The organism is Bacillus sp. NMCC46, assembly GCF_002998465.1.
Lineage (GTDB): Bacteria > Bacillota > Bacilli > Bacillales > Bacillaceae > Bacillus.
Map to the genome: position 1 here is coordinate 1 of NZ_PVQZ01000008.1, position 24,342 is coordinate 24,342.

A 24,342-nucleotide genomic window follows, 5' to 3' on the forward strand; every position below is an offset into this window, starting at 1 on the left:
ACTCTCCGAGGTATGCAGGATGCATATCACACATGCGTTGCTACACGATGTAGCGAACTTAGCATGTGATCATTTCCTGCCTCGTCAGTGTTTGACTGACTACCTATGATATATCATAGGATTTTTTATAAAAACTCGAATTAACAGGTACGTTTTGTCTTGTTTAGTTTTCAAAGATCACGTTTCAAAATGGAGCGGGTGATGAGAATCGAACTCACGACATCAGCTTGGAAGGCTGAGGTTTTACCACTAAACTACACCCGCGTGATTTGTATTGGCGCGCCCGAGAGGAGTCGAACCCCTAACCTTTTGATCCGTAGTCAAACGCTCTATCCAATTGAGCTACGGGCGCTTAATCAGGCGACTTAATTATCTTAACATATCGTTTTTATCAAGTCAATATCTTTTTAAAATTTGTTTGTCGCATGTGTTTGAATGTCTTTGTTTCAAATACGTCATCAGCGACGAATAAAAATATACCATGGATCACATAAATGGGTCAATACATTTTTCTAAAAAAGTTTCATATTTTTTAAGAAGTGGTTTTTTCTTAGATAAATAGAGATGCAATAGCCCTATTTTCTTCTCTTTCTTCATAATTCTAATGATTCTTAAATAAAATCTTTCTAAATCCAAAGAAGGACAAAACATGGTCACATAGAATTTTTATTTATTGGAAAATTCTTAATATTTTCCAAGCATTTAAAGGAGGTAGGAGATGATGAAAAAGTTCGTCGCTTTTCAAATCATGATCGCTTTGGTGATAGGAGCTCTTATCGGCCATTTCTTTCCTGACTTCGGGATGGCACTGCGGCCAATTGGAGATGGATTCATCAGATTGATTAAAATGATCGTTGTTCCTATCGTTTTCTCTACCATTGTTATTGGTGCAGCTGGCAGTGGCGGTATGAAGAAAATGGGCAGCCTAGGATTAAAGACGATCATTTGGTTTGAGGTCATCACAACCATCGTTCTAGGAATTGGTCTATTGCTGGCTAATGTTCTAAAGCCTGGCGTTGGCCTTGATTTCTCTAAATTAGCTAAGAAAGATATTGGTGAATTAGATGGCTATACGCAGAAAGTCGTTGACTTTAAACAAATGGTACTCGATATCATTCCAACGAATATCGTCGATGTCATGGCTCAGAATGATTTACTTGCTGTCATTTTCTTCGCCATATTATTTGGTGTAGCCGCAAGCGGCATCGGTAAAGCATCCGCTCCTGTTCTCACCTTCTTTGAATCAGTGGCACAAATTATGTTTAAGCTAACGCAGATGGTCATGGTGACAGCACCTATTGGAGTTCTTGCATTAATGGCCGCTTCCGTTGGCCAATATGGCATTGTTTTATTAATCCCAATGATGAAGCTTGTCGGGACTGTATTTTTAGGATTATTCATTATTCTCTTTGCTTTGTTCCCTCTGGTCGCACTGATCTTCCGTTTTAACTACTTCGAAGTTTTAAAAATGATTTGGGATTTGTTCTTAGTTGCCTTCTCTACTACAAGTACAGAAACTGTCCTTCCTCAGCTTATGTCACGAATGGAAAAATACGGGTGTCCAAAAAGAATCGTCTCCTTTGTCATTCCATCTGGTCTTTCTCTCAATTGTGATGGGTCCAGTTTATATTTATCGGTATCCTGTGTGTTTCTTGCACAAGCGTTTGGTGTCGACATGAGTCTGTCACAGCAGCTTTTGATGATGCTTGTTCTTGTGTTAACGAGTAAAGGGATTGCAGCAGTGCCATCCGGTTCACTCGTCGTTCTTTTAGCAACCGCCCATGCAGTAGGTCTTCCAGCAGAAGGCGTCGCCATTATAGCCGGTGTTGATCGAATTATGGATATGGCACGAACAGGTGTGAATGTTCCAGGGCATGCCGTTGCATGTATTGTCGTATCGAAATGGGAAAAAGTATTCCGTGAGTCCGCATGGGAAGTTCCAAAAGCAGGTGAGGAAACAAAAGGGATGTAATGTTATATGAAGGAAAGGGGTTCCCCTTTCCTCCCCTTTCCTTTTCTTATAATAAAAATGCTTGCTTTAGGACCGCTTTGCCTTGAGGTTGCAGCTGCACTTCTGCATATGCGCCATTAATCAGCGTCATTTGTGGCGGGACATGCCCACAATCTATATCGTAGAAAATGGGGATTTGTAATTCCTTTTGTAATTCTTCATATACGTCCCGATATTGATACCCTTCTACAGGCACATCAACTGCACTTCGCCCAAACATGATACCTGAACAGTGGTCAAACCACCCTGCTAGTTTTAATTGAACAAGTGATCTCTTCATGCTGGTAGCATTTAATGCGCAGTTTTCGAAGTACCAGAGAATCGGTTCACCTTTTATGAATGTTTCCTGAAAAGCTTTAACGTCTCCAAAAGGTGTCCCCGCTAAGTGACGTATGATATCAATGCAGCCTCCCATCAGTCTCCCCTTCACCGCCTTCTCCTGCGGATGAACCGTGCGCCATCTTGTAGGCTCTGTTAAATGAAAGACATGTTGACTCGGGGTGTCATGCTGCCATTCCTTTTGATACTTATATGAAGAAAACTGAGTAATGTCCATCTCCTCTTCTGTGGAAAGCACTTTTTCCCACATAGCAGTCGTTTGATCAGACTCTTCCCCTCGTAAATCCACTAAGTTTGGGCCATGTGCTGTAGCAATGCCTGTTTTTAATGTAAATGCCAGCAAGAGTGCACTCGTATCTGAGTAACCAAGAATCCACTTTTTGTGCATCGTTGAGAAATCAAGGTGCTCTAGCACTTCCATCAAAAGCTGTCCTCCCCATGGCGGGATGATGTGGTCAATCTCATTGCACGTCATCATATACTGAAGCTCGTTTGCTCGTTCTATGGCAGGCGCTGATTTTGCCTTTTCCTGGTGCCATACCGTCTCTCCACATATGACATCATAGCCTCTTTTTTTCATTCGTTCGCATGAGAGCTGAAACATGTCATGCAAGGATGGCTGTACACCTGAGGAAGGTGCTGTGACACCAATCGTTTGTCCTTTTTGTAAATGCGGAAATTGTATCATTCTGTTTCCCCCATCCTCTCTCAATCTCTCAAGCCTACCCATTTTAAAGAAGATGCCCCTTTTACAAGGGACATCTTCTCTTATTCCTTTTGACGCAGCACAGTATAGACACCTGCAAATATACATAGAATTCCAATGAATGAGCGTAATCCCATATCTTCTCCCAAAAGCAGCCATCCAAGAATGGCACCTACGATCGGTTGAAAGAAAAAGAATAGACCTCCGCTTGAGGCATCCATCAATTGAAGCCCTCTATTCCACAAAAAGAATGCTAAAGCTGTTGAAATGATGCCTAGATAAAGAATACCGCCCCAAATCTCTGGCCTTGCCATCTGCTCCACATCTAGGTGAGGTAAACGAAATAATACTGGCGGTGTTAAAACAATGAATGCAATGATGATCGCATATGTGGTTGTCACCACCTGAGGGTATTTTCCTGGAACTCGTTTTAGCAAAACAGACATAAGCGCCCATGTTAAAGCAGCGATGACCAATGAAAGACCGCCAACAAATTCATCTGTTTGCACTGCGACTGGTCCAATCATGAGCAATACACCTGCTGTAGCAAGCAGGATGGATGCGCACTTTCGAACAGTCATGGCTTCTTTTAATAGAAAGAACGCAAACAGCACCATAAACGCAGGTGTTGCAGATGTGATAACGGCCCCCATTTGTGCAGACGTATACATCGTCCCGATTTCTTGGGTCACGATTGAAAGAAAATTTCCGATCAGCCCAATCACCACTATAAGCGGGATATCTTTTTTATCTAATCGAAAGGAATAGCCCAAGCGCCAAATGGTGAACACCAAAACGACTCCTGCTACAGCATATCTCATCCAAACGAGCTCAAGTGGTGGAACAACCGCTACTGTTACTTTGACAACAACGTACATGCCGCCCCAAATACTTGCAGCGATTGCTAGGTAAAGGGCGCCTATATATTTTTCATTCATCTTTTTCCCTCCGTTACTGGATATTTTGATGACCATATCCACAAACGGAGATCACTCTCCGTTATGGACGGAGGGCATTTGGAACATCATGTTCAAACAAAGGCTTCCATAGCATTGCCGTCACTCCAATTATTTTTATTTTCTGATACTTTATAACAAATTCTGGTTGACTTCAATCCTTTTTTGTCACCTTTTTTCTTCATATAATAGAAGATAAGCGGCTATTGACATGCTGAATTCGTTTTCATATAGTAAGTAAAACTATAGGTGGTCACGCAGAAAAGGAGTAGAGGTCGTTGGATATTGAAGCTAGAAAACACATTCCCAGCACGGAACATGAACCATTTCTCGAGGGAATAAAAGATTGTGTGCCAACCCTGCTTGGTTATATGAGTATTGGGTTTGCCTTCGGAATTGTTGGAATTAGCGCACAGTTGAGCTTATGGGACATTGCGCTTCTATCAATCTTTATTTATGCAGGTGCTTCACAGTTTATTATCTGTGCACTGCTTGTCACTGGAAGTCCCCTTTCCGCTATTATTCTCACTACATTTATTGTGAATCTGCGTCATTTATTGCTCAGCCTGACGCTGGCTCCTCATTTTACACGCTACTCTGTGAAACAAAACATTGGATTCGGTCTATTGCTGACTGATGAATCCTTTGGCGTAGCCATGAATAAATTAGCTCAGCAAGGAAAGCTGAATAATCGGTGGATGCATGGGCTAAACATAACGGCTTATTTGTGCTGGATTGCTGCCTGTATACTTGGCGGCATTTTTGGACACTGGATTTCAAATCCTGAAGCCCTTGGTCTTGATTTTGCCCTTTCCGCTATGTTTGCTGCGCTGTTGGTTCTTTCTTTGCAAACTGTGCCTAAAAGTAAGTTAACCCATCGCCTGTCACTTGTTTTGTATATGGTCGTTGCAATGTTTGTTCTGCTTCATTTTGTTCCCTCACACGTGGCTGTTCTGTTAGCCACCATGATTGTCGCAACCATTGGGGTGGTGACAGATAAATGATCAGCAGTTTTATGATATGGCTGATTCTCGGCTGTATGATTGTAACCGTCATTCCAAGGGTCGTTCCCTTTTTATTTGTACGAAGTATCGAGCTGCCTGAAGTGGTGCTTAAGTGGTTATCGTTTATTCCCATTTGTATCTTTACAGCTTTGATTGCAGAGCATCTGTTCATTCATACCACAACAGGCGTCACCATTCACTGGATGTACCTTGCTGTCTTAGTTCCGACCGTACTGATCGCTATTTGGACAAAAAGCTTGTCACTTACTGTTCTTGTAGGCGTCATGCTGATGGGAACTGCTAGATGGTTTTTCTAAAAGAAAAAGCTTAACCGCATGTGGTTAAGCTTTTTTCTTATCAGGAATTCATCATCAGGGCATGCCTTAAATGGTTTATGTAGCTTTCTGAAAGCTACTCGTTTAGTTTATTCTTCACATCCCCTTTTTTATCTTGAAGCTTTCCTTTGGCTTGATCCTTTTTCCCTTCTGCTTTCAGGTTTTGATGATCTGTTGCTTCGCCAAGCTTTTCTTTCACTTGACCTTTGACTTGATTTGTTTTTCCTTTCGCTTTATCCATATGTCCTTTTTCTTCACTCATTTGTTCCACCTCCACGTTTGATACTATTCATTTAGCCTTTTTGAGAGATACAAAACATCTGAGTGTGCGATCCAAGAAACTACAGCAACATGAAAATCCAGCCAAGGTCGGCTGGATTAAAAATAATGATCTATAAGATAGACTTAAAAGCTTTAACCTGTTTTACTCTGATCGTATTCAACCAGATCACCTAGAATTTCGTCAATCTGATTCATCATCGCAGTTTCAATTTTCACCTCAGATGCTAAAGCATTCTCCCTCACCTGTTCTGGACTAGAAGCACCGATAATTGCTGCAGAAACGTTCTGGTTTTGCAGTACCCATGCTATCGCAAGCTGAGCGAGAGTAAGATCAACCTCTTGTGCGACGGGCTTAAGCTTTTGTATCGCCTCTAAGGTGTTATTATTCATCCAGCGTTGAGCAAGGTTTTTAAAAAAAGGTTTTCCAGCAGATGAGTTAGCACGCGAATTAGTCGGAAGTGATTTTCCTGGGAGATACTTTCCAGTAAGGATCCCCTGGGCCAAAGGCGACCATACTACCTGGCCAAGTCCTTCACGCTGGCAGGTCGGTATTACATCACTTTCAATTATTCTCCATAACATGGAGTATTGAGGTTGGCTGGCGATAAGGGGGACATTTAGCTCTCGTGCAAGCGCTGCCCCTCGAGTAATTTGTTCTGCTGTCCACTCACTTACACCAATATAGTTCACTTTACCCTGTCTTACTAGATCTGCGAAAGCTAACATCGTTTCTTCCAGAGGTGTAGTTGGGTCAAACCTGTGTGCATAGTAAATATCAATATAATCCGTTTGTAAACGTCGCAAAGAGGCATGACAGTTTTCCAAAATATGCTTGCGTGATAATCCTCTATCGTTTTTCCCAGTACCAGTTGGATGACATACTTTTGTACAAAGTTCAATACTCTCCCGCCGGATCCCTTTTAAAGACCTGCCTAGTATCTCTTCAGCCTTGGTGTCTGAATAAACATCAGCAGTATCAAACGTCGTAATACCAACATCAAGAGCAGCTTTCACACAATCATGGGCAGTTTCTTCATTTATCTTACCACCATGATTAATCCAGTTTCCGTAAGCAAGTTTACTAATTGTTAATCCACTAGATCCAAGTTTACTATATTCCATAACAATGCCCTCCTTTTGAAAGAATACTTTCATTATAAAAAGAGGACGTTAATATGTATAATATATATATTCAGATAAATATATATATATTTTATATAATTAAAAATATTTCCATTAAAAAAGCGCAAAACTGTTTAATAACAATCCTTCGGAATCATTTTACCCAATAAGCAAGTATGAAATTTATAGGGGGGCATAAAAAATGGATCTGAGACAAATACGTTATTTTATCATGGTTGCTGAAGAACTAAATTTTAGCCGGGCAGCTGAACGTCTTAAAATGGCACAGCCTCCATTAAGTCAAGAAATTCGTAAATTAGAAGAAGAGTTAGGTGTTACGCTTTTTCATAGAACGAAAAGACAGGTTAAACTTTCAGATTCTGGGAGAGTATTTTTAGAAGAAGCCCGCCGTACGCTTCTTCAAGTAGATAGAACGATTAAAGCAACACAACTTGCAGATGACGGAAGGATCGGTCAGTTAACGATCGGTTTCGTAGATTCTACTGATATTGTGATCGATATTATTAAAACGTTTCGAGAAAATTTCCCTAACATCCATCTTGTCTTATGTGAAATGGCTACAGAACAGCAGTTAAAAGCACTATATAAGAAAGAAATTCAAATAGGATTTATTCGTTCTAACCAAAATAATAAGATACTTACCTCAGAAATTTGTTGTGAGGAATCATTAAGCTTGGTTTTGCCAGAAAATCATCCTTTAGCTTCATTTCCCAAAGTTCCAATTCATTTATTAGCCAATGAACCATTTATCATGTTTCCACGTCATCTAGGTCCAGCATTTTATGATTTAATTATCAGCTACTTTTGGGAAAATAGCATAAGTTTAAACGTAGTTCAGGAAGCTATTCAAATGCATACGATTGTTAATTTAGTTGCTGCAGGAATGGGAATCTCTGTGGTTCCATCCTCAGTAGAAAGCGTAAAACGCGCAGGGGTTGTTTATAGAAAAATCCAAGAAACTACACCAAAAGTAAATTTATATGTTTCATGGAGACAAGATGATACATCAACCGTCGCTGACCACTTTTTAACAGTTGTGAGAGAAGCTTATTTAAGTTCTCAGTCTAAATCATGAAGATCCAGCCAGGGTCAGCTGGATTAAAAAATACTTATCTATAAGACAGGCTTAAAAGCTTTAACCTGCTATGTACACGTTTCAGGTATGATAGACATAATGGAAAGAAAGGTTGGTGCTCTGTTCAATGATCATCTCTGAAAACTTATTCACCGTTCGTGACTTGACCTATCGTATTCGTTCTGCTGCAATTGGCGATGCCAAGCAGTTATCAGCTCTCAGACTGAAAATTGATGGTGAAACAGAATATTTAGACCGTGAACCAGGCGAAGCCTTTCTTCATGAAAAAGATTTTGAGGTTTTGATTCAAGAGGATGCCAAACAAAGCAGGCATTTATTTTTGGTCGCTGATATTGAAGGAGAGATTGTCGGTTTCTCTAGATGTGAGGGACATTCACTCAAGCGCTCTGCTCACAAAGTGACATTTGGCATCGCCATACAAAAGGATGCCTGGGGCTATCACATTGGCAAAGAGCTTTTAGCCGCTTCTATTGACTGGGCTGATCAGCAAGGCATCCAGAAGATGTCACTTCACGTGCTGGAAACCAACCAAAAAGCCATTCGGTTATATGAGCGCCATGGCTTTCTGATTGAAGGGGTATTAAAAAATGATAAACGGCTGGCAGATGGACTTTATTACAATACTGTTGTGATGGGCAGGCAGAGGCCAAGCTTCTGACTACTTACATCACATAGCCCCATACCATTGAAATCGCACTGTATATCAGAAGCAGCCCCATGACAAACTGGAACGGTTTTTCGTAAGCAGTCAAAAAGCGCTTATATAAAGAGCCAAATAGGCTCCAGCTGAATGTACCGAGAAAGCCAATAAGTGCGAGAATCAATGTCCATATCACATAATGCATATTAGATTGTCCATATGGCAAAACAAAGGTTGAAATCACGGTCAACCCATACAAGATCGCTTTTGGGTTGATAAATTGCAGCATCATACCAGGAACAAAATGATTGTAGCGGTCAAGGGTTTCGTCATCCCCGCCTTTACTTTTCATGATTTTGACAGCTAAATAAATCATGTATGCGGCTCCGATGAACGCCATGACCCAGCCTATTTTCGGCATCACTTGATAAAGAATGATATTAAAGAAGCAACTCAAACACAAAATGACGAGAAATCCGATACCCACACCTAAACAAAATCGAAATGTTTGCTTGACCCCATACTTATTCGTAAAGACCATGGCCATGATGTTGTTTGGCCCCGGGGTAAAGCTGCTCACAAAAGCATAGATCAACATAGAAAGAATCAAGTTGCCGCCTCCCTCGTGCGTTATTAAGACTTTAATTACTTTATTGCGTATGTTACGTTTTATTGTAACGTTTGGTCTTTATAAAGTAAATAGAGAAAGGAGTTTTTTCATGGAAGATGTACAATCGATTATTTCTAAAAATGTGAGGCTTCTTAGAGATCAAAAAAAATTAAGCCTAGAAAAGATGGCAGAATTAACTGGTGTCAGTAAAACCATGATTGGACAAATTGAAAGAGGAGAATCAACCCCTACCATCACGACTTTGTGGAAAATCGCCAACGGATTAAAGGTGTCTTTTAGTGAGCTCATTTACGCACCACAGCCTGAAATCAAGGTGGTACGCAAGGAAGATGCACAGATTTTAACGGAAGATGACGGGAGATATCGTGTGTATACGACTTTTCCCTTTGATGACCGGGGAAAATTTGAAGTGTACCGAGTAGAAATTGATCCTGGCGGGTCGCTGCATGCGAATGAACATATTGGCGGAACAGAGGAATTGATCACTGTTTTTGAGGGAGCGCTTGATATATCCATTGGTGATGAGCAATACAGCTTAAAGGCCGGCGACTCCATTCGTTTTAAAGCGGACCGTTCGCATGCATATAAACAAACCGGAGAACAAATGGTCCGGCTGCAAATGATTCTTTATTATCCTCATGAAAAAAGCTGACAGGCTTGTCCACCTGTCAGCTTTGCGTTTTATTTAATTAAATCCCGGATCACGTACAACCGTTCCAGTAAATGTGACTCTGTATTTTCCTAATCCTAATTCTTCAATAGAGGTTTGTTTTAAAATACCGACCCAGCCATCCTTTGCATAGACAATACTTTCTGGGATGTTCGAGGTCGTATACGTTCTTGTTTCTGAGACAGTTCGACTCGCCTGAACGGTTATTTCACTTTTTGTTTGCTCCTTTGCTTCCACTGGAGCAGCTGTGACCCCGGCACCTGTTAAGACAATTGCTCCAACCAAAACTGAAGACATGACCTTTTTCATAAAAAATCCCTCCCTTTTTTTGTTGAACATATTAACCATACCATATATTAGTACTTCTATAAGATATTTTTTCATTTTTTTGAAAATTATGATATGATTGTCTTATGTTGGATAGAGAGTGTTCTATACTTCTGTGCTTTTATCCTCATCTCATTCCGTCAAACAATTGTGAACGGAGGTGATTTCATGAAAAAATGGCTCATCTGTTTTCAACTTGTTTTCCTCTTCACCTTGACGACCACACCACTTGCTTCTGCTGCTTCATGCCCTACAGTGAAACCTTGTGTCATTGATCCTTAAGCATAAGAAAGGTCGATCAAGCCTATGCACTTGATCGACCTTTTTCGTTATGCTTGCTCTGCTTCCCAGCTGGCAACCTCTTCTCTTACTTTAGGAGCGACTTCTTTTCCAAATAACTCAATGGCTTTTAATACTTGATCATGCGGCATTGAACCAACCGGTACATGAAGCATAAAGCGCGTGATTCCTACATTTTTTCTAAGGTGAATCACTTTCTCTGCCACTGCATCTGGATCTCCTACATACAGCGCGCCTTCTAACGTTCTCGCTGCATCAAATGTAGAACGAGTATATGGACCCCAGCCTCGCTCTCTTGCTAACGTGTTCATCACATGCTGTGTGGAAGGGAAGAATTGGTCTGCTGCAAGATCTGTTTCTTCCGCAACAAATCCATGCGAATGTGACGCTACGGTTAATTTCTCTGGGTCATGTCCAGCGTGCACTGCCGCTTGCTTATACAGCTGTACAAGCGGTGCGAACTGTCTAGGACTCCCGCCAATGATGGCAAGTACTAGCGGCAGCCCCAATAATCCAGCGCGTACAACAGATTCACGGTTTCCCCCACTGCCGATCCAAATTGGAAGCGGATCTTGAACAGGTCTTGGATATACCCCAACATCTTGAATAGATGGGCGATGCTTTCCGCTCCATGTGACACGCTCGGACTGCTGTAATTTGAGCAGCAAATCAAGCTTTTCTTCAAATAATTCTTCATAATCATTTAAGTCATAGCCAAACAGCGGGAATGATTCAATAAATGAACCACGGCCTGCCATGATCTCTGCACGCCCGTTGGATAGTCCATCTAATGTTGCAAAATCCTGAAAGACACGAACAGGATCTGCTGATGAAAGGACTGTCACTGCACTTGTCAAGCGGATATTCTTTGTTTGTGTTGCCGCAGCCGCTAAGACGACAGCTGGATTCGATGCAGCGAAATCTTGTCGATGATGCTCACCCACTCCAAATACATCAAGGCCGACTTGATCTGCTAAAATAATTTCTTCGACTACTTCTCGAATACGCTGTGCGTGACTGACTGTTTTTCCTGTTTGAAAATCAGGTGTTGTTTCTACAAATGTACTTATTCCTAGTTCCATGAGTGGAACCCCCTATCTTATAAGTATGTTACGAATTCAGAGACTGGCTTTCTGTAGCCTCTCGCTTGTCTGCTCTCTACTTTTTCTTTTCCGAGTGTGATCATTAACACAGGAACCAAATCCGACTCGATATTTAACACCTTTTTCATGACATCAGGGTCAAAACCGATCATTGGGCACGTGTCCCATCCCTTGTTTTTGGCGGAGAGCATAAACAGCATCGCAGATAATGAAGCATTGCGGATCGCCTCTTCTTTCTGAAAATCCGCTCCTCTCTGTTCATAAAAGGTCATCGTCTCTCTGACCATTTCTTCGTATTGCTGCGTGTTTAAAATGCCAAGCATTTTCAGACCTTCATAGATGTTCCCCGCTTGCTGATAAGCATTTGGGTCTCCAAGTACAATAATTGATGCTGAGGCGGAATGAACTTTATATTGTCCAAATGCAGCTTCTCTTACTTGTTCTTTGAGACCTTCTGTTTGGACGACGACATATTGTGTGTGCTGTAAGTTAAAAGCAGATGGTGCCATTTTGACTTCTTCAAATATGCTGTTAAGCTCTTCTCTCGAAATCGAGATATTTGGCAAAAAATTTGATGCGGATCGTCTTTCACGTACCAATGTATCAAAGCTGAGTGTCATCTTGTTTCCCCTTTTCGTGAAGTTGTTTTGCACCTAAACCGACTTTTTTTAGTAATTCAATGAGCTGTTCTTTTTCTTCTTTTTCAATAAAGGATAGGTTTAGCGAAATGACATCTGTGTGTTTAGGAAAAATGTCATCAAACAATTGCTTTCCTTTTTCCGTCAGCAATACATGAAATACACGTTTATCAGAGGGTGCACATTGCCTTTTCACCAGCTCTTGTTTTTCTAGTTTGTTCACGACATATGTCATGCTTCCACTTGGGATTGACAGGATGTCGCTGATCTTTTGGACAGGATGCGGCCCCTTACTATAGAGCAATTCAAGGATCTGAAAGTTCTCAAATCCGATATCATACCGTTCAATGTCTTTTTGGATATTTGTAAAAAGAGCTTGATAGGCTTTCATCCACACGCGGAATAGCCTTAAGTCTAATTCATGTTCATGCTGCACCATGGCAACTACTCCTTTTTTCAATAAATCCTAAAACTAGGATAAATTTATCCTAACACTAGGATATTTTATTGTCAACGAGTTTGTTTCATAAAAAAAAGACCACCTCAGGTCAGTGATCCTCTTCTTTTAAGACAAAATGCATTTCAGCTATCTGCTTGTATTGTTGTACTTCTTTTAATGAAAACCTGGATTCCATATCCGCTGGGGAAAACAGAGGAATGCCTCTCCCAATCATGACAGGTGCGATTTGAAGGTAAAGCTCATCAACCAATCCTGCTTTTATGAAAGACTGAAGCAGTTCCCCGCCGCCGACAATCCAGATATGCTGACCTGGTACATCTTTTAATTTTTTCACAAATGATAAGATATCTTCTCGAATGATATGAGTTCCTTTCAGACTGTCTTGTAAAGTTCGTGACATGATATAACAAGTCTTTCCTTCGTAAGGAAACTCATCTGGTGACAGCTGAAGAACCTGCTCATATGTATTTCGCCCCATGATCAGCGTATCAACTGACGCATAAAAGTCATCATAGCTCGTTTCTTCCTCGCCCTCTGTTCCTATTAGCCAATCGAGCCGGTGATCCTCTCTCGCTAAATAGCCATCGATACTCATCGCCCCATAAAAAAGCAGCTTCCTTTTCTGACTCAATCCCATCACTCCTTACCCTAAATAAGAACATATATTCTATCCCCATTGTATCAGAAACGAAAGACAAAGGATACATGGGTTTGCCATCTTCCATTTTCATGTCTTCAAAACCGTGATTCAATAAGGTATCCTCTTCAGGTAATGATATAATAAAATCAGTTCAATCAATGATCATACTTGGAGGAGAGACTGATGATACGACGACTTGATCATATCGTGTTGACTGTACAACATATGGAGGACACCATTCGCTTTTATACAAACGTATTAGGAATGAAGGAAGAAACCTTTGGAGAAGGCCGTAAAGCGCTTCGTTTTGGTTTACAGAAGATCAACCTTCATGAAGCTGGTCATGAATTTGAACGGGCAGCGGCTCACCCACTTCCTGGCTCTAGTGATTTGTGCTTTATCACCGATTTAGATATGGATAGTCTGCTGCTGCACCTTCGCAAGCAAGTGGTTCCTATTGAAGAAGGGCCAGTCAGGCGCACAGGTACATTAGGTCCGATTGAATCTGTTTATATCCGTGATCCTGATCTGAATTTAATTGAAATTTCTCGATATATAGAGGAGGGTGATCCGTCATGACCCGCTTATTTTTGAGACCGATTGAAGAGCAGGATTATCCTGGTATTCAAAGAGGATGCCAGCATGCAGAAACTCTTTATATGACTGGCACACGCAAAACGTTCACACTAGAAGAGATTCGTTCAGCCTATACCCGATTTTTACAAGATGACAGCAGACGAGATTTCGCCATTTGTCTGCTAGACACGAAAGAAATGATTGGGGATGCGGCGATTGTGGACATTGATCCAATTAATCATACGGCAAGCTTCCGCATTGCGCTTCATGGACCAGAACATTTCCAAAAGGGCTATGGTACAGAAGCTGTCCGGATGGTTCAAGCATTCGCCTTTGATACATTAGAACTCAATCGTCTTGAGCTCGAAGTCTTTTCCCATAATCCAAGAGCCTTCAGAAGCTATGAGAAAGCCGGATTTCAATATGAAGGGAAAAGACGCCAAGCACTCTATTTCAATGGAACCTACTCAGATGTGATCATCATGGGCATCCTTCGTGAAGAATACAATCAGATGAACAGTGGAGATGCCCCGCTTAAGAAGGGTCATCTTTTTTAAAAAATTGAATCGCTGTGACGATGATCAAACCAATCATGGAAGAGAGAACGATAGAGATGCTTGATATACTAAGCGCCATGCCTTCCCATCTGCCAATGAAGAAACTGGATATCAATAAAACCAATCCAAATAGAATGAAGCATATAGGGAGGATTAGCCCCGCATGACGGTGTCTGCGTCTTTTCCCTGCCCACCATGAGAGACACAATACAACGATTGTAAAAATAGCGGTTTGCAGCCAAAACATGTTGTTTCAACTCCCATTCTCTTTTTTATCTTATAACAATGGAGGTACTTCCAATGAACATTAGACCCATTGAGCAAAAAGACAATCCGTATATCGCAGCGATTATCCGCCAGTCACTAGAATCGGCGAATTTGGCGATTGAAGGAACTGCCTACACTGATCCCCACCTTGACCAGCTTTTCGAATACTATCAATCATTGACTCATGCAGCCTATTGGATTGCTGAAGAGAATGGTGACATTGTAGGCGGCGTAGGCATTGCTCCATTTACAAACGACATCTGTGAATTACAAAAGCTTTATTTAAGTCCAAAGGCACAAGGAAAAGGTGCGGGCAAAAAACTGATGGATACGGCGCTGCAATATGCCTCTACATACTACGAAGCATGTTATTTAGAAACCCGCCAGGAATTAACTGCAGCCACCGGCCTTTATCAGCGATATGGCTTTTCTCTTCTCTCTGAACCGATTGATGGCTCTGAGCATTCTGCGATGGATGCTTGGTATCTCAAAACCTTCTCATCATGAGCCATAAAACACTCGATAGGTTTTTGTCCGCTGAAAGCCTAGCTTCTCTGCCAGTTTGATCGAAGCTAGGTGATGGACATCGCAATCCCAATGCGGTGTCCTCTTATTTTCAAGACAGCTCCTGATCATATGCTGACCTGCCAGCTGCGCCAAACCTTTCCCCCGGCAGGCTTCTTCTGTCCAAATATCTATCTCCACACGATCTTCACTTGAAAAAATGGAGACACATTCACTCACCACGTTCTCTCCATCTAAGATGGCAACTCCGATTCCTTTTGATAGAAAGCGCGCCGCTCTCCCCCAATAGGCTTCGTAATAGCTAGGAGGAAAAGCCCTGCTTGCATTGATCACCTGTTCATTTGTCCGCTCTACTCTATAGCCCGGATGAGGCACATCGACATAAGAAAGTGCCTGCGGAAAAACGTACGCATGTCTTTCCATCTCATTCAGATGTGAACCAAGACATTTTTTCATCATCACATCTGTTGATTGATTCGCTGAAAATACGGTAAACCGGCCGTTTTGTCTTCTCTGTCTTTCGTAAACATCCACAATGAAGGCCAAGCAGCGTGACAGCTCCGCTTCTCTCTTGCCTGCAACATAATAAATGCCGCATGCAGCTTCAAGAAAAAAAACAAGAGGGTGCACTGCATCATCTACATACAGATGTCCTTGTATGAAACCATCCATGACCGCATCTACAAACACTGGATATGCCGGGTCGATCTGGCGAATTCCTTCTTTCATCGATGGTGACCTTTGCTTCTCCAAGAGATGCACAGTGCTCCCTCCTTTCACGAACATGTTCTTTCCTTCCATTATAAATAAAAAGCTGTGCGCATGCAGTGACTCTTTTTACCCTTTACTGTGGAACTACTTTACCATCCCTGCACCTGTCAACATTCTCATCTCCACCGCCATCAATTCAGCCTTTCAATTAGGGGCGGCCGCGTTATATTCGACTGCTTTACTGCAATTGATTATGTTATTTCATCGGCATTGCCTTTCTGACACTGACTGGTCATATCATCGCCTTTCTGTTTTACAAAAAGCATCAAAATCAAAAAATGGCAGAAGCATTGAATCGTCTGAAGCCACAGTCATAAAAAAAGAGACCTCAATAAAGGTCTCTTGTCTGTTATTCTGCCGCAGGCTCTTCTGCCTTCCCCTTCCAAATAAGGGTTAAGCCTAACCCAAGAAATAAGACAACACCTGCGAATAGAAATGGGAAATGTATATTTTGATCGAATAAAATGCCGCCAAGTGCTGGGCCGAAAATCGTACCTAGGCTTGTGTAGGTGGAGTTCATCCCTGCGACAAATCCTTGCTGGTTTCCAGCGATTTTGGATAAGAAGGTCGTTAATGCTGGTCGCAATAAATCAAACGCAAGGAAAATGACACATGTGACAATCAGTACAACCAAAAAGCCTGAAACGACTGTCGAAACGAAAGCAAGGACCGCTCCGACAATCAGGCATAGCTGAATGACTCTTTTCTCCCCTAGGGCATTAACCAGTTTACCAAACACAAGTACTTGGATGATGACCGCCACAATCGAGCTGACGGTAATGATGACGGCAATATCTTTTGGTCCAAATCCAAACTTATGATTTGTAAACAAGCTAAAGACTGTTTCATACGCAGATAGTCCAAAAGCGAGGACAAACACAATGATAAAGGCGATGAGATAGCTTGGATGAATCGATTTTTTCAAATCTTTAAAGAAAGTAGATTCCTTCACTTGACCCATTTGTTTCGCTCGCTCTTCTTTTGTTAATGGCTCCTTCAGCATAAACATAGACGAAATGACGGCAATAAACGCAATCCCTGCTGCAAAGAAGAATGGCAGGCGTACGCCATATTCTGCGATAAATCCGCCAATGCCCGGGCCAATAATAAAACCAGTACTAATGGCCGCTGACACATAGCCCATTGCCTTTGATCTTTCTTGAACGGTCGTGATATCTGCGACATAAGCAGTGACAGCCGGCATGATAAATGCCGCACTAATGCCGCCTAGCAGCCTTGCAAAATACAGCACATACACGTGTGTCCCAAGACCGAAGACGAGTTCTGATAACGCAAATAGAAACAGCCCTGACACAATCATAATCTTTCTTCCGTAGCGGTCTACCCATCTCCCTGCAATAGGTGAAGCAATGAGCTGAGCCACGGCAAACGCCGCCACAAGGTATCCCATCGTACTTCCTGTTAGATGCATCACGTTCATGAATAGCGGCATGACAGGAATGATGAGACCGATGCCTAAAAACGCAATAAATATATTACTTAATAAAATAACGAGTACAGCTTTTTGCTCACGAATCGGTTTTTGCATGATGTTTGTTTCTCCTTTACTGACTCACTTGTTACTCATGATGGTTGATTCCGTGAATAAACAATGAGATCGCCTCTTTTTGTAACTCTTTCTTCTGTTGGATGGTGTCACTTTTATATAACACGTCTAATCCGTAAAAAACGGAAAGTAATATTTTCACTTTTGACTCCACATGCTGAATTGACCAGCTGCCATCTTCGTTTCCTTCAAGTAAGATGTCTCTCATCACATCATCAAAGTCGGCATCAATCTTGTTCAGCCGTTCCATGACCTCGTCTGATGTAAAGACACTTGCACAGAATTCCTCACTCGCTCTCATTAATGGGTAGTTAATCCCCATTTGACTGAGCAGCTCTGCAAATCCGGCGAGCTTATCAATGGCCCGGTGCATCGTTTGTTTCTCCTGATGCCACGTCTCCATCATCAAACGGTGATCCTCTTCCATGATATGAAGGAACAAGAACTCTTTTCCTTTAAAATGGTGATAGAGATTGCCTTTACTAACCTCAGCAGCCTCTAGAATATCCCGCACGGATGTTTCTGAATATCCTTTTTTCGCAAATAAATCACGAGAAGCGGTGACGATTTTTTGCTTCGTCTTCTCGCTCTTTCCAGCCCCGCTTTGTGTACTTGTCATCTTTCACAATCCCTTCTACCTTGCTTTTCTTTGCAAGGACAAATCAAAACCGACCAGTTGGTTTATTTTTTTATTATAAATGGATCTTTTTCAAAATACAATGAAAAAGTCATCGAATTCATAAGGAGTGAATCATGTGAAAACAAACAATACGGTCATTTATGCCCTCTCATCATTTAATAATTCTTAATATTTAACTTCACTTAACAATAAGGATTGCCTATAATAGAATAGAGGTGATGTCATTGGATGAGGAAATCATTCATTACGGTAAAAAAATCATTGAATACTCGAATGCACTAGGCTCTATCTATGTAGAAGAGTATCAACGATTTTTAAAACATGAGTATGCAGATTTATCAGCCAAACAAGAGCTGACACTTGAATTATTACGGACAAAAACGAGAACAATCAACGAACTAGCTGATTACTTTTCAATTTCGGCAAGTGCCGCTAGCCAGCTTGTCTCAAAGCTTGAGCAGCTTGGCTATGTCAAACGAGAAATTAATCCACATAACCGAAGAGAAATCATTGTTGATTTTGCTCAAAAGGGTCATGACTATCACAAGAATACGGAAGAAATTCAATTGCACCTTATTCAAAAATACTATGCAAAGCTTCCAAAAGAAGATTTAAAAACATTATTATCTCTATACGAAAAAATCTATCAGATTGCGAAAGAAGCGCCTTAATCCGGTGTTTTTCTCCAAAATTTAAGTTAGATAAACTATTAAGGGGATGAAAATATGGGTAGGATTCATTTACAAGATGGACGTCATATTGGTTTGTGTGAATACGGTGATCTTGAAGGGTTTCCAGTATTCTTTTTTCACGGAACACCTGGATCAAGAGTCATGTTTTTAGATGATGACCCAATCTCTAAAGAGCTCGGTGTTCGCCTCATCTGTTTAGACAGACCTGGATTTGGTTTATCTACCCCTCAACCTGACCGTACGATTTTAGACTGGGCAAAAGATGTGCTGGAAGTAGCAGATCATTTAGGCATTCAGCATTTTTCAGTGATGGGTGTATCTGGAGGCGGCGCATTCGCTGCTGGCTGTGCTTATCAATTGCCGAATCGAGTCCTTTCAGCCGCTCTGATCTCAAGTACAACGCCATTTCAGGACGGAAAACCGCCTAAGAGTATGCTCAAAGAGAACAAATTGGCTTTTTTCCTCAGTAAGAAGTTCCCTTGGCTATTGAAAGCAAGCTATCGTTCCCAGAAAAAAATGATTGAGAAAAAACCAGAGAAATTTAAGAAGCTGGCCAAAAATGGGAACAAACATTTACATCCATGGGACCGTCAATTCCTTCAAACCGATGAGCAGCTCGAGATGATGATGACGCATTTACACGAAGCCACTCGTCAATCGGTGGATGAATGTATTCATGAACCATATTTGCTCTCGCAGCCATGGGCATTCGATATGAAAGATATACAAATCCCTGTTGATGTATGGCATGGAAAAGAGGATACGATGGCTCCATTTGTAGAAATAGAAAAAATGGCTCCTAGTATTCCAAACGTCAAAACCTATTATATAGATCAAGCGGGACATTTTCTTACAGATGTAGACGATATATGGCGAGATATTTTACTCTCTTTAAAAACACGTGCTGAAAAGTATCATCAGGAACATGCATAAAAAAAGACCCGAAGCTTCGGGTCCCTTTCTTCATTAATATTTTTCATAATATGTCTGTACTTTATCTGGATCTTTTGTCTTCGTTAGAGCGAGCATAAGCAGAATGCGCGCTTTTTGTGGATTTAATGAATCCGATGACACAAAGTGATGTTCATCATCCATTTTTTCGTGGGTCACAATTCCATTTCCCGCACGGCTTGACCTCACGAGGACCACATCTTTCTTCACTGCATCTGTTGCCCCTTTGATGGCTTCTGTTGACATCGTTCCATTTCCTGCTGCGGCAACGACAATGCCTTTCGCTCCTGCTTTTACAGCTGCATCATACACATATTTTTGATCATTTTGATAGCCATATAAAATATCGACTTGTGGCAATTCTTTTATTTTCGATACATCAAATTCACTATCAGTTGTATGTTTTCTTGTCGTTTCGTTATAGAAGGAAACAACTTCACCAGCAATTTCTCCAATGTAGCCTTGCTCAAGTGACTTGAAGGAATCGGTTGTGGTCGTGTTTGTCTTTGTAATAAATCGAGCTGAGGCAATTCGGTCATTTAACGTGACCATGACACCTTTGCCTTTTGCTTCTTTTATAGAGGCAATTTTGACAGCATGATACAAGTTCAGCGGACCATCCGCACTGATAGCAGACGCTGGTCTCATTGAGCCAACGACCACAACTGGCTTATCACTTTTGACAACCAGATGTAGAAAGTAAGCTGTTTCTTCAAGTGTGTCTGTTCCATGCGTGATGACTATGCCATCCACCTGATCATCATTTAAGAGTTGATTCACTCGTTTGGCTAATTTTAAAAGAAGGGCATTATCAACATTTTCACTGCCAACATTCGCTACCTGCTCACCGGTAACGTTTGCAATATCCTTTAGCTGAGGAACTGAAGCAATGACTTTATCGATGCCAAGTGAACCGGATTTATATCCTGTCGTATCTGTATCACTGTCCGAACTGCCAGCAATCGTCCCGCCTGTCGCTAATACCTTAATATTAGATAAGGACTTATTCCCTGTTTCTACGGCTGTCGTTTTGTCCTTTGATTCATTAGTTGCGCTTTCTTTTTCGCTTTGATTTTTCTCTTGGGTACTTGTATTGGCACAAGCTGCTGTCGACAGTAATAAAGCAGAAAGAAGGACAGCACCTAACCATTTTGTTACGTTCATTCGATCATCTCTCTTCTTAAATGTGATGGATTCAAAGCTAGATCTCTTTCTATAGGGTTTACTTTATACCATTCCTTCATTCATCGGCATGAGGCGAAAGATACAGAACCAAATAAAGGAAAAATGGTCGTTATCACAATCATTTATTTACATCTAAATACCTAACTTTACTTTTAAAAGAGGAGATATTGAGGTTGTTCAATCAATAAAAGTAAACAATACTAGATCATCAATTTATGATAAAATATAGTAAATTTTACAAAAAAGAAGTATACGTATTGCAAATGCTTCAATCATTTCACAAAATCCTAATAACACTATTCCTTAGTTCGATTTTACTCAGTCTGTTCGTATGCTTCTATCCACCGATTCAGGGAGAGCCTGCGTTCCTGGTATTTTACATTCCCATCTTTTTTGTTTATTATTTCGTTTTTGCGGTTCCTTTGCAGTTGTTGTTTTCTTTGCAGCCAAAGGCTTTCCATCCTCTTTATTTAGCTGCTTATTTACTGATTGCAATGGTTGTCATGCTTTTTGTCATTGATGGTATTGGGAGCTCGGCATCTGTGCCTATCGTCATCATGAGCAGTCTCATCTACTGGGTCTCTGATTCTTTGCTTTATCAAAGAACATATGAACAAAACACCTAATGTGAAGGTGTTTTTTTCATCAAATAATTGTTATCCATTTTGAGTTTGAGCGGATTTCGCAGGGCGGACGAGTTCCTGTTCTATATAATGACGAGCGTATACTTTGTGATGTTTAATAGCTTACATACTTCTCCACTTGTTACATACGTCACTAGATTCCCTCCTTGTGTACACATTCTAAACCATGTGGTTACCACACAGTCAATCATGCCATAAAAAAATCACCAAGGACATCTTCCCTCAGTGATGTGTCATTTCTATTTCATACTTGGACTAGCATGTGAAAAAATCGGATCTTTCAATTCAAAATCAAATGTCTTGCCGTCAACAATACCGACTGTTTTATCATGGTCATAAAGCTCAAGCAGACAAGCTGCCATTTCTTTTGATGTATGATATTTCTTGATATTGCCTTCATATTCGAATTGATCTACATCTAATGAACGCTTTGCAAATTCTGATTCTGTTGCAGAAGGTGCTAATATTTTCGCCTGTAACTTAGCTCCCTTTTCTTTCAACTCTAGTGCCAGTCCTTCTGTAAAGGCACTCACGTAAAACTTCGTGGCTGAATAGGTGACGGCATTGCCGACGACTGTATAGCCCGCTCTTGAAGAAATGTTGATCAGCTGAGCCCCTTCTACTTGCTCATAATCACGAACAAATAAAGTGGATAAAATCGTTAAGGCTTCGATATTCAGATGAAGCATATCCCCAATTTTACTTACATCCTGTTCTCCTATTGAACCGAAATGGCCAAACCCTGCATTATTAATGAAGGTGTCAAGCTCATATTCAGCCAACGATTCATAAAATGAATACACTTGCTCCATGTCGGTTAAATCGACAGACTGTATGTTTACTTTGATCTCGGGATATTGATCAAGAATCTCTTTCTTCAGTTCTTGGAGTTTCTCGAGCCGTCGTGCAGCTAAAATAAGGTTTTTGCCTCGTGCCGCAAAGGCTAGCGCCGCCTCATACCCAATACCTGAACTTGCTCCTGTAATGACTGTATAGCTCAATTATATCCCCCTATTAACGTCTTCTAACTGGTTAAATTATAACGACAGCACTTCGCTCTAGTCAATTTTGAAGAGAATCACAGGGTTTATTAACTTGTCTCACTTCATTCATCATGTTGGAGGATGTCATGTTGAGTTTTTTTTGTTAATTTGTGAAAAACCAATTGGTAGGAATGTTCGATTAACTCCTCTACAAATGAAGATGGAATGTCCGCATCAAGGTAAATCGAATTCCAATGAGTCTTATTCATATAATAGCCCGGAATAATCCCCTCATGCGCCTCTCTTAGTTCTTCAGCACGTTGAGGGTCACATTTTAAAGTGATGACAGGTTTTCGATTCGCATCTCCGCCCATCATAGCAAACATCTTTCCACCAATATGATAACGATCTGCCTGCCATTCTGGCTGATAATCCTGGGTTACTCCTTTTAAAGAAAGACAAAATGCCTGTAGTTTCTCTTTTTCCATTAGATTCGCTCCTTTTTTAAGTCGTCTTCTATTCTTTCTATTATATCGACAATGAAGGCAGATATCTGATCTTTTGTAACCCACTTCTTTCTCAAGCAACAATAAAAGCACAGTCCCGCTGGGCTCTGTGCTTTAACATCACTGTTCCTTTCTTATTCAAATGCCTTCTTCAATTGATCACTCATCAGATGCCAAGCCTCTTCAGCTATTGCTAAATCTCCGGCATGCGTGAAGGCGTGAGGGACTCCTTTAAACTGTCTGTACGTGACGTCTACCCCTGCTTCTTTTAACTTCTCCGCATATTGTTCGGCTTCTTGAGCTAGCGAATCTCTTTCAGCTGTGATAACGAGAGCTGGTGGCATTTGTGCCAAGGATGAACGATCAGCAAAGATCGGAGAAACGAGCGGATTGTGCGGATCTTGGCCTTGCAGATAGAAGGCATTAAAGAGTCTCGCCATTTCAACTGGGATCGCTTCTTCAAACGCTGGCTTTTGTGCTGGATCAGTGGCTAAATCAAGCGGCGGATAATCAAGCACTTGATAGACAATAGGAAGTTGGTGCCCTTTTTGAATATTTAAGAGACAAGCAGCCGTTGCCAAGTTTCCTCCTGCGCTATGTCCGCCAATGGCTATTGCTTTGGGATCTATTTGAAGCTCATCAGGGTGTTCATACAGCCACTTCAGCACATCGTAGCATTCATGAAGAGCGGCCGGGAAAGGGTGCTCTGGAGCAAGCTGATACTCCACATTGACGACGATACATTGCGCTCGGTCTGCAATGACCGGACACCAATGGTTATCCATTTCAGCACTGCCTAGGATAAATCCTCCGCCATGTAAATTCACAAAAACAGGAAGCGGCTGCTTTGATGTGTTGACCGGCTTAAATACCCATACCTTTGTTTCGCCAGCACTTGTTGGAATGTCATATTCCATTTTGTTTACTTCAGGAGGATGGACTGGTTTTAGTTCCGATTGACTCGGTAATGAACCTTCAGCTGGTTGACGTAATGACGCAGCGATTTTGATTTGTTCTTCTAAGTTCATGATCTCAGTCTCCTATCTTATTCATTTCTTCTAACTCATTCGTTCCTTTTTCCTCTTTTCCTTCTACTGAATCAGCAGCACATTCTCATTGGTTCACTTTTTATCTATCTCCCCATTTTCGCTCTCTTTGAAACAAGCATTGGGCAAATAAAAAAGCACTGCGGCGCTA

30 protein-coding genes and 2 tRNA genes are annotated in these 24,342 nt (G+C 41.2%); 12 read left to right on the forward strand and 20 right to left on the reverse strand.

What is annotated here, in order from left to right:
- Window positions 1-190: 190 nt before the first annotated feature.
- Window positions 191-264: transfer RNA gene (locus C6Y01_RS17315), tRNA-Gly, on the reverse strand.
- Window positions 265-275: 11 nt separating this feature from the next.
- Window positions 276-352: transfer RNA gene (locus C6Y01_RS17320), tRNA-Arg, on the reverse strand.
- Between the two features lie 369 nt (window positions 353-721).
- Between C6Y01_RS17320 and gltP the strand changes: the two genes are divergently transcribed.
- Window positions 722-1,972 (forward strand): glutamate-aspartate/proton symporter GltP, encoded by a 1,251-nt coding sequence (gene gltP / locus C6Y01_RS17325; RefSeq protein ID WP_034666069.1) that lies wholly within the window; start codon window positions 722-724, stop codon window positions 1,970-1,972.
- Between the two features lie 46 nt (window positions 1,973-2,018).
- Here the strand turns inward: gltP and C6Y01_RS17330 are convergent, their stop codons facing one another.
- Both C6Y01_RS17330 and C6Y01_RS17335 read right to left on the reverse strand, forming a co-directional pair.
- Window positions 2,019-3,038 carry a S66 family peptidase gene (locus C6Y01_RS17330; protein ID WP_034665949.1) on the reverse strand — a complete coding sequence of 340 codons (1,020 nt, stop codon included), beginning with the start codon at window positions 3,036-3,038 and terminating at the stop codon, window positions 2,019-2,021.
- Window positions 3,039-3,118: 80 nt separating this feature from the next.
- A complete protein-coding gene (locus C6Y01_RS17335; protein WP_095286283.1) occupies window positions 3,119-3,994 on the reverse strand; it encodes a DMT family transporter in 876 nt (291 codons plus the stop codon).
- Between the two features lie 296 nt (window positions 3,995-4,290).
- Here C6Y01_RS17335 and C6Y01_RS17340 point away from each other — a divergent pair, with 296 nt between their 5' ends.
- Window positions 4,291-5,016, forward strand: coding sequence for an AzlC family ABC transporter permease (locus tag C6Y01_RS17340; protein ID WP_095286282.1), 726 nt, complete (start codon window positions 4,291-4,293; stop codon window positions 5,014-5,016).
- Window positions 5,013-5,333 carry an AzlD domain-containing protein gene (locus tag C6Y01_RS17345; protein WP_034665961.1) on the forward strand — a complete coding sequence of 107 codons (321 nt, stop codon included), beginning with the start codon at window positions 5,013-5,015 and terminating at the stop codon, window positions 5,331-5,333. The genes C6Y01_RS17340 and C6Y01_RS17345 overlap by 4 nt, the downstream gene beginning before the upstream one ends.
- A 94-nt stretch (window positions 5,334-5,427) precedes the next feature.
- On the opposite strand, the gene C6Y01_RS17350 is transcribed toward C6Y01_RS17345, so the two are convergent.
- Both C6Y01_RS17350 and C6Y01_RS17355 read right to left on the reverse strand, forming a co-directional pair.
- Window positions 5,428-5,613, reverse strand: a complete 186-nt coding sequence (locus C6Y01_RS17350) for a CsbD family protein (RefSeq protein WP_034665964.1) — start codon at window positions 5,611-5,613, stop codon at window positions 5,428-5,430.
- Between the two features lie 152 nt (window positions 5,614-5,765).
- Window positions 5,766-6,755: an aldo/keto reductase family protein gene (locus tag C6Y01_RS17355; protein ID WP_034665969.1), complete on the reverse strand. Its 990-nt coding sequence runs from the start codon at window positions 6,753-6,755 to the stop codon at window positions 5,766-5,768.
- Window positions 6,756-6,957: 202 nt separating this feature from the next.
- Between C6Y01_RS17355 and C6Y01_RS17360 the strand changes: the two genes are divergently transcribed.
- Complete coding sequence (locus C6Y01_RS17360) at window positions 6,958-7,851, forward strand: LysR substrate-binding domain-containing protein (RefSeq protein ID WP_034665973.1); 894 nt, start codon at window positions 6,958-6,960, stop codon at window positions 7,849-7,851.
- A 127-nt stretch (window positions 7,852-7,978) separates the two neighbouring features.
- The gene (locus C6Y01_RS17365) at window positions 7,979-8,530 is read left to right on the forward strand and encodes a GNAT family N-acetyltransferase (protein WP_034665977.1); all 552 of its coding nucleotides are present in this window, start codon (window positions 7,979-7,981) and stop codon (window positions 8,528-8,530) included.
- A 4-nt stretch (window positions 8,531-8,534) separates the two neighbouring features.
- On the opposite strand, the gene C6Y01_RS17370 is transcribed toward C6Y01_RS17365, so the two are convergent.
- Entirely contained in the window at window positions 8,535-9,122 is a 588-nt protein-coding gene (locus C6Y01_RS17370) for a LysE family transporter (protein ID WP_095286277.1), read from the reverse strand.
- 109 nt (window positions 9,123-9,231) lie between these two features.
- Between C6Y01_RS17370 and C6Y01_RS17375 the strand changes: the two genes are divergently transcribed.
- Entirely contained in the window at window positions 9,232-9,795 is a 564-nt protein-coding gene (locus tag C6Y01_RS17375; protein WP_034665985.1) for a helix-turn-helix domain-containing protein, read from the forward strand.
- A gap of 33 nt (window positions 9,796-9,828) precedes the next feature.
- Here the strand turns inward: C6Y01_RS17375 and C6Y01_RS17380 are convergent, their stop codons facing one another.
- The 5 genes from C6Y01_RS17380 to C6Y01_RS17400 all read right to left on the reverse strand — a co-directional run bounded on the left by C6Y01_RS17380 (window position 9,829) and on the right by C6Y01_RS17400 (window position 13,272).
- The gene (locus C6Y01_RS17380; RefSeq protein WP_034665989.1) at window positions 9,829-10,122 is read right to left on the reverse strand and encodes a hypothetical protein; all 294 of its coding nucleotides are present in this window, start codon (window positions 10,120-10,122) and stop codon (window positions 9,829-9,831) included.
- A gap of 347 nt (window positions 10,123-10,469) precedes the next feature.
- On the reverse strand, window positions 10,470-11,522 hold the full coding sequence (locus tag C6Y01_RS17385; RefSeq protein WP_106038568.1) for an LLM class flavin-dependent oxidoreductase: 1,053 nt from the start codon (window positions 11,520-11,522) through the stop codon (window positions 10,470-10,472).
- A gap of 17 nt (window positions 11,523-11,539) precedes the next feature.
- On the reverse strand, window positions 11,540-12,163 hold the full coding sequence (locus C6Y01_RS17390) for a nitroreductase family protein (protein WP_106038569.1): 624 nt from the start codon (window positions 12,161-12,163) through the stop codon (window positions 11,540-11,542).
- Entirely contained in the window at window positions 12,147-12,620 is a 474-nt protein-coding gene (locus tag C6Y01_RS17395; protein ID WP_106038570.1) for a MarR family winged helix-turn-helix transcriptional regulator, read from the reverse strand. The genes C6Y01_RS17390 and C6Y01_RS17395 overlap by 17 nt, the downstream gene beginning before the upstream one ends.
- 109 nt (window positions 12,621-12,729) lie before the next feature.
- Complete coding sequence (locus C6Y01_RS17400) at window positions 12,730-13,272, reverse strand: dihydrofolate reductase family protein (RefSeq protein ID WP_052004395.1); 543 nt, start codon at window positions 13,270-13,272, stop codon at window positions 12,730-12,732.
- Window positions 13,273-13,464: 192 nt separating this feature from the next.
- Here C6Y01_RS17400 and C6Y01_RS17405 point away from each other — a divergent pair, with 192 nt between their 5' ends.
- Both C6Y01_RS17405 and C6Y01_RS17410 read left to right on the forward strand, forming a co-directional pair.
- Entirely contained in the window at window positions 13,465-13,860 is a 396-nt protein-coding gene (locus C6Y01_RS17405; RefSeq protein WP_034666005.1) for a VOC family protein, read from the forward strand.
- Window positions 13,857-14,414 (forward strand): GNAT family N-acetyltransferase, encoded by a 558-nt coding sequence (locus C6Y01_RS17410; RefSeq protein ID WP_106038571.1) that lies wholly within the window; start codon window positions 13,857-13,859, stop codon window positions 14,412-14,414. The genes C6Y01_RS17405 and C6Y01_RS17410 overlap by 4 nt, the downstream gene beginning before the upstream one ends.
- Here C6Y01_RS17410 and C6Y01_RS17415 read toward each other — a convergent pair.
- On the reverse strand, window positions 14,392-14,661 hold the full coding sequence (locus tag C6Y01_RS17415) for a YesK-like family protein (RefSeq protein ID WP_106038572.1): 270 nt from the start codon (window positions 14,659-14,661) through the stop codon (window positions 14,392-14,394). The two genes, C6Y01_RS17410 and C6Y01_RS17415, sit on opposite strands and share 23 nt — an antisense overlap.
- A 53-nt stretch (window positions 14,662-14,714) precedes the next feature.
- Here C6Y01_RS17415 and C6Y01_RS17420 point away from each other — a divergent pair, with 53 nt between their 5' ends.
- The gene (locus C6Y01_RS17420) at window positions 14,715-15,188 is read left to right on the forward strand and encodes a GNAT family N-acetyltransferase (RefSeq protein ID WP_034666017.1); all 474 of its coding nucleotides are present in this window, start codon (window positions 14,715-14,717) and stop codon (window positions 15,186-15,188) included.
- On the opposite strand, the gene C6Y01_RS17425 is transcribed toward C6Y01_RS17420, so the two are convergent.
- From C6Y01_RS17425 to C6Y01_RS17440, 3 genes are all read right to left on the reverse strand, one after another.
- Entirely contained in the window at window positions 15,183-15,968 is a 786-nt protein-coding gene (locus tag C6Y01_RS17425) for a GNAT family N-acetyltransferase (protein ID WP_106038573.1), read from the reverse strand. The two genes, C6Y01_RS17420 and C6Y01_RS17425, sit on opposite strands and share 6 nt — an antisense overlap.
- A 358-nt stretch (window positions 15,969-16,326) precedes the next feature.
- Window positions 16,327-17,526 carry an MFS transporter gene (locus tag C6Y01_RS17435; protein WP_060595617.1) on the reverse strand — a complete coding sequence of 400 codons (1,200 nt, stop codon included), beginning with the start codon at window positions 17,524-17,526 and terminating at the stop codon, window positions 16,327-16,329.
- 31 nt (window positions 17,527-17,557) lie between these two features.
- The gene (locus C6Y01_RS17440; protein WP_034666026.1) at window positions 17,558-18,163 is read right to left on the reverse strand and encodes a TetR/AcrR family transcriptional regulator; all 606 of its coding nucleotides are present in this window, start codon (window positions 18,161-18,163) and stop codon (window positions 17,558-17,560) included.
- Window positions 18,164-18,402: 239 nt separating this feature from the next.
- Here C6Y01_RS17440 and C6Y01_RS17445 point away from each other — a divergent pair, with 239 nt between their 5' ends.
- Complete coding sequence (locus tag C6Y01_RS17445; protein WP_034666030.1) at window positions 18,403-18,855, forward strand: MarR family winged helix-turn-helix transcriptional regulator; 453 nt, start codon at window positions 18,403-18,405, stop codon at window positions 18,853-18,855.
- A 54-nt stretch (window positions 18,856-18,909) separates the two neighbouring features.
- Window positions 18,910-19,809 (forward strand): alpha/beta fold hydrolase, encoded by a 900-nt coding sequence (locus C6Y01_RS17450; protein ID WP_106038574.1) that lies wholly within the window; start codon window positions 18,910-18,912, stop codon window positions 19,807-19,809.
- A 33-nt stretch (window positions 19,810-19,842) separates the two neighbouring features.
- Here the strand turns inward: C6Y01_RS17450 and C6Y01_RS17455 are convergent, their stop codons facing one another.
- Complete coding sequence (locus tag C6Y01_RS17455; RefSeq protein ID WP_034666034.1) at window positions 19,843-20,991, reverse strand: type II asparaginase; 1,149 nt, start codon at window positions 20,989-20,991, stop codon at window positions 19,843-19,845.
- Window positions 20,992-21,452: 461 nt separating this feature from the next.
- Between C6Y01_RS17455 and C6Y01_RS19455 the strand changes: the two genes are divergently transcribed.
- Window positions 21,453-21,638 carry a hypothetical protein gene (locus tag C6Y01_RS19455; protein ID WP_392387687.1) on the forward strand — a complete coding sequence of 62 codons (186 nt, stop codon included), beginning with the start codon at window positions 21,453-21,455 and terminating at the stop codon, window positions 21,636-21,638.
- A gap of 257 nt (window positions 21,639-21,895) precedes the next feature.
- Here the strand turns inward: C6Y01_RS19455 and C6Y01_RS17465 are convergent, their stop codons facing one another.
- The 3 genes from C6Y01_RS17465 to C6Y01_RS17475 all read right to left on the reverse strand — a co-directional run bounded on the left by C6Y01_RS17465 (window position 21,896) and on the right by C6Y01_RS17475 (window position 24,173).
- Window positions 21,896-22,657, reverse strand: a complete 762-nt coding sequence (locus C6Y01_RS17465) for an SDR family NAD(P)-dependent oxidoreductase (protein ID WP_106038576.1) — start codon at window positions 22,655-22,657, stop codon at window positions 21,896-21,898.
- A 104-nt stretch (window positions 22,658-22,761) separates the two neighbouring features.
- Window positions 22,762-23,127, reverse strand: coding sequence for an MmcQ/YjbR family DNA-binding protein (locus tag C6Y01_RS17470; RefSeq protein ID WP_106038577.1), 366 nt, complete (start codon window positions 23,125-23,127; stop codon window positions 22,762-22,764).
- A gap of 152 nt (window positions 23,128-23,279) precedes the next feature.
- Window positions 23,280-24,173: an alpha/beta hydrolase gene (locus C6Y01_RS17475; RefSeq protein WP_106038578.1), complete on the reverse strand. Its 894-nt coding sequence runs from the start codon at window positions 24,171-24,173 to the stop codon at window positions 23,280-23,282.
- Window positions 24,174-24,342 lie beyond the last annotated feature (169 nt).